This is a genomic window from Flavobacterium sp. ZT3R18, from assembly GCF_007097385.1.
Taxonomy (GTDB): Bacteria; Bacteroidota; Bacteroidia; order Flavobacteriales; family Flavobacteriaceae; genus Flavobacterium.
Map to the genome: position 1 here is coordinate 48320 of NZ_VJZS01000001.1, position 13501 is coordinate 61820.

The 13501-nt window shown below is 34.8% G+C and carries 11 protein-coding genes; 7 read left to right on the top strand and 4 right to left on the bottom strand.

Going from position 1 to position 13501, the window contains the following annotated elements:
* Positions 1–95 precede the first annotated feature (95 nt).
* From FNW52_RS00205 to phoU, 6 genes are all read left to right on the top strand, one after another.
* On the top strand, positions 96–1430 hold the full coding sequence (locus tag FNW52_RS00205; RefSeq protein ID WP_143375402.1) for a hypothetical protein: 1335 nt from the start codon (positions 96–98) through the stop codon (positions 1428–1430).
* Positions 1431–1457: 27 nt separating this feature from the next.
* Complete coding sequence (locus tag FNW52_RS00210) at positions 1458–2291, top strand: phosphate ABC transporter substrate-binding protein (protein ID WP_143375403.1); 834 nt, start codon at positions 1458–1460, stop codon at positions 2289–2291.
* A gap of 82 nt (positions 2292–2373) precedes the next feature.
* Positions 2374–3618 (top strand): phosphate ABC transporter permease subunit PstC, encoded by a 1245-nt coding sequence (pstC, locus tag FNW52_RS00215; protein WP_143375404.1) that lies wholly within the window; start codon positions 2374–2376, stop codon positions 3616–3618.
* Between the two features lie 2 nt (positions 3619–3620).
* Entirely contained in the window at positions 3621–4565 is a 945-nt protein-coding gene (pstA, locus tag FNW52_RS00220; RefSeq protein ID WP_143375405.1) for a phosphate ABC transporter permease PstA, read from the top strand.
* 88 nt (positions 4566–4653) lie between these two features.
* The gene (gene pstB, locus FNW52_RS00225; RefSeq protein ID WP_143375406.1) at positions 4654–5412 is read left to right on the top strand and encodes a phosphate ABC transporter ATP-binding protein PstB; all 759 of its coding nucleotides are present in this window, start codon (positions 4654–4656) and stop codon (positions 5410–5412) included.
* A gap of 109 nt (positions 5413–5521) precedes the next feature.
* The gene (phoU, locus tag FNW52_RS00230; RefSeq protein ID WP_143375407.1) at positions 5522–6202 is read left to right on the top strand and encodes a phosphate signaling complex protein PhoU; all 681 of its coding nucleotides are present in this window, start codon (positions 5522–5524) and stop codon (positions 6200–6202) included.
* Between the two features lie 205 nt (positions 6203–6407).
* Here the strand turns inward: phoU and FNW52_RS00235 are convergent, their stop codons facing one another.
* From FNW52_RS00235 to FNW52_RS00245, 3 genes are all read right to left on the bottom strand, one after another.
* Positions 6408–7469 carry a glycosyltransferase family protein gene (locus FNW52_RS00235; RefSeq protein WP_143375408.1) on the bottom strand — a complete coding sequence of 354 codons (1062 nt, stop codon included), beginning with the start codon at positions 7467–7469 and terminating at the stop codon, positions 6408–6410.
* Positions 7470–7619: 150 nt separating this feature from the next.
* Positions 7620–8165 carry a hypothetical protein gene (locus tag FNW52_RS00240; protein WP_255515425.1) on the bottom strand — a complete coding sequence of 182 codons (546 nt, stop codon included), beginning with the start codon at positions 8163–8165 and terminating at the stop codon, positions 7620–7622.
* Positions 8166–8230: 65 nt separating this feature from the next.
* Positions 8231–11662 (bottom strand): hypothetical protein, encoded by a 3432-nt coding sequence (locus tag FNW52_RS00245; protein WP_143375409.1) that lies wholly within the window; start codon positions 11660–11662, stop codon positions 8231–8233.
* Between the two features lie 143 nt (positions 11663–11805).
* Here FNW52_RS00245 and FNW52_RS00250 point away from each other — a divergent pair, with 143 nt between their 5' ends.
* Entirely contained in the window at positions 11806–12015 is a 210-nt protein-coding gene (locus tag FNW52_RS00250; RefSeq protein WP_143375410.1) for a hypothetical protein, read from the top strand.
* A gap of 192 nt (positions 12016–12207) precedes the next feature.
* On the opposite strand, the gene FNW52_RS00255 is transcribed toward FNW52_RS00250, so the two are convergent.
* Entirely contained in the window at positions 12208–13464 is a 1257-nt protein-coding gene (locus FNW52_RS00255) for an aspartate kinase (protein ID WP_143375411.1), read from the bottom strand.
* Positions 13465–13501 lie beyond the last annotated feature (37 nt).

Below are 13501 nucleotides of genomic sequence, written 5' to 3' on the forward strand. Positions count from 1 at the left end.
TTAACATTAAATTATCATCTATATAACATTGAGTTAACATTAACTTAACATTGCAATGTCACCTTTGCGCCAAATTAACATTCATAATAAAAGAAATGAAAAAAGTTATAGTTGCAATAATGGTGTCTTTTTGTGGTGCAGTAAATGCGCAAGAGGTTGCAAATGATTCAATTAAACCAATCAGTATTGATTCGTTACAACAAGCAATAAATTTGCATCAATTAAAATTTGATGCGTTAAATGAACAATTATCTCCTTTGCAGGAACAAGTAGATAAATTGGCTAAGTTAAAAATATCGGGGTACATCCAAGCACAATATGAGACTTATGATACGTGGAATGCTGGAATTCATGGTGTAAGCCCTGTAACAGGTGCAGCTCCAATTACAAATTCATTTTCTCTAAGGAGAGCGCGGGTTAAATTTACTTATGAAGCATTAGATGGTGTCAAGTTTGTTTTGTGTCCAAATTTTGAAATTGATAGAGTGAGGCTTACCGATGTTTATGTCATGCTGAATGATCGTTGGACAAATACATTCTCATTATGGGTTGGGCTATTTAATAGACCTACTTATGAAGTAGAATTTTCATCTGCATCAAGAGAATTTGCAGAAAGAAGTTTAATGACCAGGGTTTTATATCCGCAAGAGAGAGATCAAGGCGCTAAATTTGAAGCGAATTTTATGACGAAATATGAAATTCCATTTAAACTTCAAGTAGCAATATTGAATGGGAATTTTGCAACAGGAGCAGCTGCAAATCAAGTTAAAGATGTAGATAATAGTAAAGATGTAATGGCCAGAGCTGTTTATTCACTAAAATTTCCAAGCAAAGGCCTTGGAATTGATTTTGGAGGTCTTGGGTATTTTGGTAATAACGGAGTAATTACTCAAACTGCTACTCCAGCAATATTTACTGATGAAAATGGAAATAAATTTACTCCAAAAGTAGGAGATAATCTTAAAAAAGAATGGTATGGCGCAGAAATGCAAGTGTATTATGATTTTCTTGGCGGAACTTCATTTAAAACCGAATATGTAAGGGGTACATTGTCTGGATTTAAAGCTGCTGATTTTCCAACACAAGTGAATACATTATTTACTCTTAATAATAAAGTAAGAGATATAGAAGGATATTATCTTTCATTAATAAAAAACGTTGGAAAAGACCACATGTTGTCTGTAAGGTATGATGTTTTTGATCCAAACACTAAAAAATCTGGAAATGATGTAGCGACTATAGATGATTTGAAATTTAAAAACTGGACTTTTGCTTATCAGTATTTCTTTGATGAAAATATAAAAATAATGTTGAGTTATACCATGCCCCTAAATGAAAAAAGTGCAAACCCAGCTATCACTAATTCAGATTTTGCTAATGTTGACCATATAGATAATTCCTTAACATTGAGGTTTCAAGCAAAATTTTAAATAATAATAAAAATAATTTATATCAAAATGAAAACAACAAAATTAAAAGTAGCATTGATTGTAATGATCGTTATGGGAATTGGATTTTCTTTCACTACGATAAATAAAGTGACTGTAAAAGGGTCTGATACCATGGTTATTTTGTCTCAAAAATGGGCAGAAGTGTATATGAAGAAAAACCCAGGTGCTTCTATTCAAGTTACTGGAGGTGGATCTGGAGTAGGTTTGGCAGCATTAATCAATGGATCTACTGATATTGCCAATTCAAGTCGTCCTATTAAAACGTCTGAAGTAGAAAAATTAAAAGCAAGATACAATACAATGGGAGTAGAAATTCCTTGTGCCAAAGATGGTTTATCTGTGTATTTGAATAAAGCGAATCCTGTAACTTCACTTACGCTTAAACAAATTGGACAAATTTTTGCTGGAAAAATTACCAACTGGAAAGAAGTAGGTGGTGCCGATGCTCCAATCAAATTATACGGAAGAGAAAGCAGTTCTGGAACATTTGGTTTCTTTAAAGACAATGTAGTGAAAACTGATTTTGCACCATCTTGTCAAACATTGCCAGGAACAGCTGCAATTGTAAATGCAGTTAAAAAAGATAAAAATTCTATTGGTTACGGAGGAGCGGCTTATGCTGAAGGTGTAAAAGATTGTGGTGTAAAGAAAGACGATAAAAGTCCTGCGATTTTACCAACTGCCGCTACTATCAAAAGCAAAACGTATCCTATTACAAGGTATTTGTACATGTATTTAAAATCAAAACCAACAGGTGAAACTAAAGCGTTTGTCGATTGGATTTTGAGCCCTGCAGGTCAAGGTCTTATCGAGGATGTAGGTTATTATCCTTTAAAATAATAGTAAGTAAAATATCCCTCATTTTTTATTGAAGTGAGGGATATTTGTGTTTTTTTTCTAAATGAAATCTTAAATAAATAAGATGAACACCCAAATACCAATCAAACGGACTTTCACTGAAGAAAGTTTAAAAAAGCAATTCAGACTTTCTGAGTTTCTTGCCGAAAAAATTATATCGTCAGTTGCTTTTTTATCAATTGCGATTATTTTTTTAATTTTCATTTTTGTTTTTAAAGAATCCTTACCATTGTTTAGTTTCGGAGGCGATGCTAAAGCAAAAACTGAAATACAAACTACTACAGCTGCTAAACCAGAATCGTACGGTGCTGAACCTACAGAAGAATTAAAGCCCGAATCCTATGGAGCTGAACCAACAGAGGAATTAAAGCCAGAATCCTATGGCGATACTCCAAAGGAGGATTTAAAACCTGAAACGTATGGTTCTGAACCTGTTTCTCAAGAGGATTTAAAACCAGAAGCGTATGGAGATACTCCAAAAGAAGACTTAACCGTTGCTTCAGCTGATGAAACAATGGATGCCGTTTCCGAAAACAAAGAAGGAGCCGATAAAACTTGGAGTACCTTTTTTACAACTGAGTGGGTTCCTGTTTCCGATAATCCTAGATTTGGATTGTTAGGGTTATTGATTGGAACTTTAAAGGTGACTATCATTGCAATGCTTATTGCAGGACCTTTAGCAGTTCTTGCAGCATTGTACACTTCGTGTTTTGCTTCAAAAAGAGTGAAGGAAATCATTAAGCCAATTATCGAAATGCTTGCTGCTTTTCCATCAGTTGTAATTGGATTTTTTGCTTTGATGGTATTGGCTACTTTCTTTCAAGATGTGTTTGGTTATGAATCAAGATTGAATGCTTTTATTGGAGGTGTAGCAATGGCACTTGCGGCTATTCCTATTATCTATACTATTTCGGAGGACGCCTTGGCTGCTATTCCTAAAACCTATACTGAAGCTAGTTTAGCTTTAGGAGCGAGTAAATGGCAAACTGCCTTTTTTGTGGTCCTGCCTGCTGCAACGCCCGGGATTTTTGCCGCTCTATTATTGGGAGTGGGAAGGGTTTTTGGAGAAACCATGATTGCGCTGATGGCAACTGGTAATGCGGCATTGTCGTCATTAAATCCTTTTGAAAGTGTAAGGACATTTGCGGCAACCATCGGTTCTGAAATGGCAGAGACTGTGTTTGGGGATACCCATTATAGTGTTTTGTTTTTTATTGGGTCTTTACTTTTCATCTTCTCATTCGCCTTAAATGCGGTGGCAGAGTTTTATGTAAAAGGTAAATTGTTAAAAAAATTCCAAGGTAAATAATTATGGACAAAGTTATAAATGAATCAGAAGATCACTTTTTTTCAAGTAAAAAAAGTATTTCGGATATAAAAGGGAAGTTTTTTGTTGGAATCACACAATTGGCAGTGCTGTTAATTATTGCGATTCTTTTCATTATCCTTGGAATTATAGTATATCAAGGACGCTCTAAGTTTTCTTGGGAGTTTATTTCTTCGTTTCCTACCAATGGTATGACCGAAGGAGGGATATTCCCCGCTTTAATAGGAACTTTTATATTAGTAATCGTAATGTCTATTGCGGCGGTTCCTTTTGGGACAATAACGGCGCTTTACTTAACAGAATATGCCAGTGAAAATTCAAAATTTGCTGCTGCTGTTCGATTCTCAGTGCGAACTTTAGCAGTTGTACCTTCTATTATATTTGGTCTTTTTGGTCTTGGGTTTTTCATCCAATTTTTGGGTGCTGGAGCCGATACCGCTTTTAATGGAGGTCAATTGCGTTGGGGACAACCTAATATTCTTTGGGCAAGTTTAACCATGTCTTTATTGACATTACCCGTTATCATTGTTTCTGTCGAAGAAGCGTTGAAAACCATTCCACGTGAATTAAGAGAAGCGAGTTTGGCACTTGGAGCAACCAAATGGCAAACCATCAAAAACGTGGTACTTCCGGGTTCGGTTTCGGGAATTATGACTGGGACCATTCTTGCCGTAAGTAGAGGAGCTGGAGAAGTGGCTCCAATATTGTTTACGGGAGCGGCTTATTATTTGGCTACACTGCCGGGTTCTTTAAGCGATCAATTTATGAACTTGGGATACCATATTTATATAATGTCTACCCAATCTTCTGATGTGGAAAAAACCATGCCGATACAGTTTGCTACAACCTTAGTTTTATTAATTTTGACATTATCTCTAAATGTAGTTGCAGTACTAATTAGATCAAGAATAAGAAGAAACGCAAAGTAAAGATTGAAGATTGAAGATTGCAGAAAGCAGATTTCAGATTTTGCGAGATAAATATGGAATAGCCCCTTTTATAAAACAATAATAAACAATGAAAGACATAAAAATAAAAGTAAATGATTTATCATTATACTACGGCGAAAAAAAAGCTCTGAATGAAATTACAATGGATATTCCCGCCAATAAAGTGACCGCTTTAATTGGACCTTCGGGTTGTGGAAAATCTACTTTTTTGAGATGTATCAATAGAATGAATGACCTTATACCAAGTGTTTCTATTACAGGGCAAATGTTGGTTGAAGGAGTTGATATTTATGATAAGAATGTTGATGTTGTCAATATTAGAAAGAAAATCGGAATGGTTTTTCAAAAATCAAATCCTTTCCCGAAATCTATTTATGAGAATGTTGCTTATGGTCCTCGTATCAATGGGATAAAAGACAAAACACAATTAGACGAAATTGTTGAAACTTCTTTGCGTCAAGCTGCCATTTGGGATGAGTTGAAAGATCGTTTGGATGACTCGGCTTTGGGACTTTCTGGAGGACAGCAACAACGTTTGTGTATCGGAAGAACATTGGCGGTAAGCCCAGATATTATTTTGATGGATGAGCCTGCAAGCGCATTGGATCCTATTTCAACTTCAAAAATTGAAGAACTGATACATGAATTAAAAGAGCAATATACCATCATCATCGTGACGCATAATATGCAACAAGCGGCAAGAACGAGTGATCATACCGCCTTTTTTTATATGGGTGAATTGATTGAAATGGGGAAAACAAATTCTATATTTACCAAACCGGTGCAAAAACAAACTGAGGATTATATTACAGGAAGATTTGGATAAAAATCCTCACCCCCTCCCGATAGCTATCGGGACCCTCTCCAAAGGAGAGAGGGGCAAACGTTAGAATAAATCTAAAATCTAAAATCAAGAATCTAAAATCTAAAATAAAATGGCGTCACACTTCGAAATAGAATTAGATAAATTAAAAAGTATTATTGAAAAAATCGGAAAATTGGCCGAAGGTCAAGTGAGCGAATCCGTAAAAATACTTTTGCAAGAACCTGAAGCAGCTGAAGGGAAAAGCATCAAAAAAACAGAAAACAAAATTGATAAATTAGATATAAAAATCGATGAGATTTGTCAAAGTATTTTTGCGTTGCAACAACCCGTTGCTTCTGATTTACGTTTCATAATGTCGGCAATGCAAATTAGTAATGAGATTGAACGCATTGGAGATTTATCAATAAGTATCGTAAAAAGGTCAAAAAACATTAAAGAAAAACACGACCTGATTGTTAAGTTCAATATAGCCGATCTTGCCAGACAAGTAGAGCTAATTACGGTTAAGACCAATAATTGTTTTATAACTCGTAATGAAAATACAATTGGAGAGATATTTGTATTGAACAAAGACATCAGAAATAATTGCGAAGATGCAATACACGAAATTATAAATGAAATGAAAGTCAATTCTAAGGCTGTAGTTTCAGGAACTAATTTGGTGATTATTTTAAAGCACTTGGAACGAATTTCGGAGCATTGTACCAATATAGCCGAGTATGTTTATTTTATGATCAATGCGAAAATTATCAAACACGATAAATTCGATGATTTAAGATCGGAAGACTAATTTTCTCATTAAGATTTCAGTATTAGTACCAATAAAAAAGTTAGAACAGTGTTAATTGTTTTGACTTTTTTATAGAATTATCTTTGTCAAATTCAATAGCCAATTTGTAACCATATAAGAAATATAAGTTCATTTAAGTTTGCTTCTATGAACTTATATTTCTTATATGGTTGTTTTTTAGAATATGAAGGCGACTTTTTGTTTGCTAAAATACCTTGAATAACTCTTCCCAGTTTACGGTGCTGTCTAATTGTGGAAGCCCTTTGTATTGATTTATTTTTGAAAGATCTTCTATTCTAAAGTTCTCTTGGGTTGCATAGGGAACCAAACCCTCTTTTTCTAGTTTCTTGGCTAAATAGATTTGCTCATATTGCCCCGGTGTGGGTATAAAAAACGCTTTTTTATTGAGTTTTACCAAGTCCATAATAGTCGTATATCCAGATCGACAAAGTACTTTTTCACTTTCGTTGAAAGTTTGTTCTAGCTGACGGGTTTTCATAAAATTATAGTAGGTCACATTTCCTATTTGTTCCTTTTTTTGTTCGGCTTCGATGATTCCTTTTATAAAAACTACTTTTCCATCAAAGCGTTTTACTTCTTCAGTAAGATGTGCTTCTAGTAATCCTCGTTGAGGTTCGGGGCCAGATAAAATAATCATCAGGTCATATTGTATTGGCAATCCCATTTTATGCATTCGGCTCAATGGTCCTAGATAGTGTAGCGGTAAAGTGCTGTGCTCTAAATGACCTAGTTTTCCGGTCAGATTCAATGTAGCATTTATATCTGGAACCCAACAGGCGGCGTATTTTTTTATAATATGCTGGTGTATTTTACTGGTGATCCAAGTAGTGTTTCCCGTCATAACATTTAATTGGTGGGTAATAAACACCGATGGGATTTTTTTGCTAAAAACCCCCAATCGATTATCCGATATGATGCCTTCAATCTTATGTTTTTTAATCCATTTGTTTACGATGCTTTTTTCGTCCCAAATGGCTTCCATCATTTTTGGTAAGCTTTTTAAGAGTTTCCATTTAAAATTCTTGCCGTTTTTGGCATATTCAATTTGGTAAGATGGTAATTCAAGAGTTTTTAAATAAGGAAACTCTTTTCGAAGTAATTCAAGGGCAATTCCATCAGAAGCGATTATTGGAGTAAAGTTATTTTCTTGTAAAGCTTTAATGATTGGAATGCAACGGGTAGCGTGACCCAATCCCCAATTTAAAGGAGCAATCAAAATATTTTTATTGTCGGAGTTTAAATTCATTTTCAAGTCTTACTTATGTTTGTAAGTCTAAAGATATTCGAAGCGTTTCATTCTAATGTTTGCAATGTATTACTAAAATATTATATAATTAAATAAAAAGAAGGCTAACCAATTATGGATAGCCTTCGGTGATTTGTTTTCGGAGTTAACTTATTGCTTAATATAGGTTTTGTTTCCGTTAGAATTGATGTAGTATTTACCTCCTTGTGGGCCAGTATACACTTTTTTTCCATTGTATTCTCCGGTTACTTTGTCAGCTGTTTTTACAGCTGTTTTTGATTTTTCGGTAGATTTAGCAACTTCTTTTTTAGCGTCTTTTGTTGTTTTTTCAGCAGTTGTTTTAGAATCTTTAGCTACTTTTTCGGTCGTTTTTTTTGTGTCTTTTGTCGCTTTATCAGCAGTTGCTTTAGAATCTTTGGCTACTTTATCTGTTGTTTTTTTGGTGTCTTTTTTAGCTTTGTCGGCTGTTGCTTTTGAATCTTTAACTGCTTTGTCGGTTGTTTTTTTGGTGTCTTTCGTTGCTTTTTCTGTTGCCGTTTTGGCTGTTGTCTTGCTTGTTTGTCCGTAAAAAGTATTTGATACAATTAAGAAGAAGCTTAATAACAGTAATTTTTTACTCAAGCTTAGCAGTTTGTTTTTTTTGTTTTCGTGACCCGAGCCTAAAAGGCGAACAGGCGAAGCAATCTGTGATTTCATATCTGTTTAGTTTTTTAAATTAGATTTAAATTTACTACTTTTTTTTAAAATTTTAATCTAATGGGTTAAAAATAAGCTCGCAACGTAACGCTTCCGGTATGAATGGCCTCGCTGGTTTCGCTTTTTCGTCCTTGGTAAATAAAATTAAGGTCTAAAAACGCAGTCAGATTCATTTGTAGCAGCGTTCTCCAAGTTAAATTTTGACCTGTTTGCAATCCTTCCAGCATTTGATAACCCGCCGAAGAAAATTCATTTCCCTTAAAATCATTTTTATACAAAGAAACTTCGCCGTTTGCAGTAAATCTTGATGTTCCATTGTAACTAAAGGAAGTGCCAAAGCGGTTTTGCAATAAAGTGTCTAAGTTGCCAATCTGATTTTCTTTGTTGCTGTATTCATAAAAAAGATCTAAGCTGATGTTTTTTGAAAACAGATAGCTAATCTTTGGAGCCAATACATAGCCTTCAATAGTATAGTTTTTTTCGACAAATGTTTCTGATTCGGCTGTTGTTAAAAGGGTTTTTGACAAAGCATCAAACAACCAACTTTTTTGCAATAAATGTTGGTATTGCAATTGATGAAAGCTGTTTTTGTTTTTAATGGTTCCTACCGATAATAGGTTTTGTGCTTGGTTGGTCATGTAGGTGTAGGTAACAGAATTGTTGCGTTTCCCTCGATTATAAAACAAGCTATTGGTAAAAGTAGAAAGTAATCCCAAGACATTTTGGGATGCCGAATGAAACGGATTCAATTCAATATGATCTCCTTCATTTTTAATTTTTCTATCTATAATGAAGCTACTTTGTAAATAAAAATAGGACAGCACTTTCTTGTAAGTAGTACTGTTTTGCCAAATATTGGGATTAATTATAAAAGACTGCGAGAACTTGTTTTGATTGGTTTTAATATAAATTTGATTGGGCAAAAAGATTCTGGTATAGGTGGCTAAATCGATGAATGGTGCGATCTCAAATTCTTCGAGTTCTTTTATCCCGTTATTATTATAGTCATTCCAAGTGTATTTTCCTTGCCCAGCAGGAACTTCTATATAAGTATAATTTTGAAAAGGCATCGTTCCCGAATTGGTTTCGAAAAGGGTGCTGCTTTGCAACAATTGTTTAAAAAATTGATCACTGTATAAAATCCTCGAATTTAGTGAAGGTGTCTTTTTTAAAGTAGGATCGGTGTACTCTAAAATTCTATAATTTACAAATACCGATAGATCACGAATCTCCGTTTTAAATAATTGTGATTTTATGTTATAGCTATTCGAGGTATTTACTCTCTGTAATAATCCGTTTTGAATACTGTCATTGGTTCGCCTTAAATAACCCAATTGCACATAAACGCGGGTGCTGTCCCCATGACCTGTGTATATTCCGTATTCATTAAAACGCTGACTTTGCAAAGGGAGTTTTTGGGTTGCTTTGTTCGTGCCGTGATTGTCTTCAAAACGCAGGGTTCCGCCAACCCAGTTTTTTTTGAAGTTGTATTGTATTTGCGAAACGTTTCTGGCGAATTTAGTGGCGGTTTCTATGTCGTCACTTTTTAATAAACTGCCATTGGTTTTAATAGTCCAATTATTCAATGCAAATCCTGCGTTGATGTTGTTTTTTATAGCGGAGTAATTGTTAGCAATAGCGAGTCTCTGAAAAGCATACGTTATTGATCCTGAATGCTTAGGGTTTTTATTGGGTTTTAAATTAAAATTCAAACCCGTACCCAGTAAATTTTGATTGCCTATTATGGTGGGAGCTACATTCCAATCCCTATAAAACTCTATGGAGTTGATGCGCTCTACAGGTTTAAAATTGGCTTCTGTGACTTGTAAATTAGCAAAAGCATCAAGGTTCCATTTTTTAGAATACAACCGTTGCTTGGTATTGATTTTTCCCGCCAATCCTTTATTGTTGTCGTCGTCAAGGGTAGAGAATAAGTTTTTATCGCTGTTGCTAATGGCGATTTCAAAATCAACTGCGGTTTTTTCAGAAGGATTGTATTTCCCAAAAAAGGTAGCAACCTGCGATTTTATGGGAGCTATTAATTGAATGATGGGTTCGTAATTCCCTTGTGTAATTCCATTTATGGGAGCTACATATTCAAAAATTTTATCGACGCTTGTTGCGTTTTTCAAAACATAATTTCCTTTTTTTAGTCCTATTAAAGTAAAGGTAACAGTGTATAATTCGTCTTTGGGATTTGTTGAATATTCAAAAATGGATTCCGCTCCAAGGATGGTTTTTTTATACAGTATTTTTTTTTCGTCATAGGTGTCAAGATAAGCCGATGGTGCCATCATTAAAAGAGGATTGTCTCCGGCTTTTGCCAAAACTTGCACTTGTTCTTTGGAAAGGTTTTGTTGAACGGGTTGGTTTTTTAAGTCATTCTCAGAATAGACTGCGGCACCGAAATTCCATTTTTTATTGGTAAATGATCCACCATCGTAGGTAACGAATCGGGTGTAGTTAATCTCGGAATATTGGTATTCGATTGCGATTCTCATTTCGGATGTGATGCTAAAAAGAGGGGTAAACACAATTTCTCCAGAGTTATAATCGATAACATAATCATTAGTCTCGCCTCTTTTTAATAAAACGCCATTGACATAAACGCGTTCGGATCCTATGATGACTAAAACATACAATTCGCCATTTTGTCCAATTAATTTATAAGGACCTTGATTCCCTTCCTGCCCTTTGAAGTTGCTGCTGGCATAATGACCAGTAACCAATCCGCCCGATGCGAATAGATTTGTTTTGCTGTCTTCATTCCCTAAATTGACAATAGTGGATAGCCCCTGTATTTTCTTGTTGAATGCAAGGAAACGGGTAGTGTTGTTGCCAATAAAGACATCGCCGGCGCGAACATTCCAACTATCGCTGAAGAGTTCCATGAAAACATTGTCGTATTGATTCAGTTTCTGGGAATAGCTTCCTTCCTGAACTGGAATATTGGTATCTTGAATGGAAGCTCTAATGCTGACTTTGTCGGATATTTTTCCAGTGATTTGAAAATCTAAATTCGAATTGACCACCGCATTTTGATTGTTGCCGACTGTTACTCCTCTAGAGAGACTTCCTTTGGTGACAAGGCCATCAAATGGCGTGTTTTTTTTTACGGCAACATTTTCAATTTTATATAAATTTTGATTGGTAGCGTCGTTGTCAATCATTTTGCTACTGTCGTAAATGCTGTATTCTTTGGTTAGCAGATCGGGTAGTTTTAGATAATGAACCGTGACGGAATCTGCGATAAATTGGTTTTTGTCTTTAAATAAGAGCGTCCCTTTTGGAAAGTTGACTTGGTATAACGAAGGGTCAACAGTTTGGTTTTTGGAATCCAAAACTTTAAAAGAATAGGAATTGATGCTTGCTGTTTCCAGATGAATGGTATCTGTTGTAAAAGCGATTTTTTTGGTACTGTACCCCGAATCTGTTTCTTGCGCCTGTAGCCCAGAAAAACAAAAAAGTACAACCCAAAACAATACATTTTTAAACATAAATACTATAACTCGAATGCGCCAAAATTAGTATTTATTATTTTATAATGTGTTAATTAGTCGGTTGCTAAATACGAGATGTTGAAAATGATTTACGAATTGTATTTTGTTGTAACTTTGGTAAGAATTTAATTTTTAGAATTATGACCCAACTTATTTTTAAAAACGATTTAGAAAAAAACAAATTAGATGCCTTGCTTCATTTTCTGAAAACTTGGAACATTGATGCGGAGTTAAAAACCAGTACTCCTAAAGATAAAAAAAGACAAAGTGAGTTTTCGCTTTCATCGGGTATTTGGAAAGATTATGATATGGATGCCAAAGAGCTTAGAGAAAAGGCATGGAGCAGATAAAGATGATACTTATTGACATTGAACTATATCCCACGGTTTCAACCGTGGGTAACGTATAGAGATGGTTTTTTTTATATTAGATTTTCTATATTGTCTCCAACGGTTGAAACCGTTGGCTATGGTTTAATAAAAAAATGGAAGCCGAATTAATGACTTCCATTTTTTTATTAACCTTAATTTTTATTTTGCGAATCAATTCTCTTTAGTCACAATTTGCATCGTCTCTCTACTGACTTGTTTTAAAAGGACCGTTTTGTTTTCTTCTACCGTTTGGGCGGCTTGTTCGCTAAAATGTCTAATGGTATATAAAGTAACATTTTCGGTAAAATCTACTTTGAATTTTTTAGAAAGAATGGCATTCAAGTCATTGAAATTTCCAAATTTGTCTTCTACACATACCGAGAAACTGATCGCCGAATTCTGTATCAAATTCACTTTAAGTTTAAATTGGTGGAACAAAGCAAAAATTTCACTAATGTGCTCTTCCATAATAAAAGAGAAATCAATAGACGATAATGAAATCAACAGCTGGTTTCTTTTTACAATAAAACAAGGTAAATATGGCTCAAGATCAACGCCTTTGGAAACCGAAGTTCCTTTTAATAACGGATTGATAAATGATTTTACATACAAAGGAATTTCTTTTTTCTGTAAAGGTTGCAATGTTTTAGGGTGAATAACCGATGCGCCATAAAAAGCCAACTCAATAGCTTCGCGGTACGAAATTTGATTCAGCAAGCTTGCATTTTCAAAATACCGTGGATCAGCATTCATCACGCCCGGAACGTCTTTCCAGATGGTTACGCTTTCGGCATTCAGGCAATAAGCAAAAATAGCCGCCGTATAATCAGATCCTTCACGGCCTAATGTGGTAGTAAAATTATTTTCGTCGGAACCCAAGAATCCTTGGGTAATATTCAATATTTTTCGTTTTATATTTTTGGAGATGTTTTTCTGGGTCAATTCCCAGTCAACTTCGGCATCTCTATAAGTTGCGTCTGTTTTTATGAAATTTCGGACATCCAACCACTGTGTTTTTATCCCCATAAAAGACATAAAATGACTCAAAATGGTAGTCGAAATCAATTCTCCGTAGCTTACAATTTGATCGTAAACGAAATTATAATTTGGGGATTTGTTATGCGACAAGAAATATTCTAGATCTGCAAACTGAGTGTTAACCGCTGCAAAAACTTCATTTTTTTCGTCTTCAAACAAATCCATCAAGATTTGATTGTGGTATTTTTTTACCTCTTGTACCGATGAATTTAATTCTGGCGATTTGTCAAAATAATTTTTTATAACCTCTTCAAGTGCATTGGTGGTTTTTCCCATAGCCGAAACCACAACTAACACATCCTCGTAGCCCACTTTTTGCAAAACGTCATATACGTTTTTAATTCCTGCGGCATCTTTTACAGAAGCACCACCAAATTTGAATACTCTCATAATGATTTTTTAGATTTCTCCCGATAACTCCCGATAA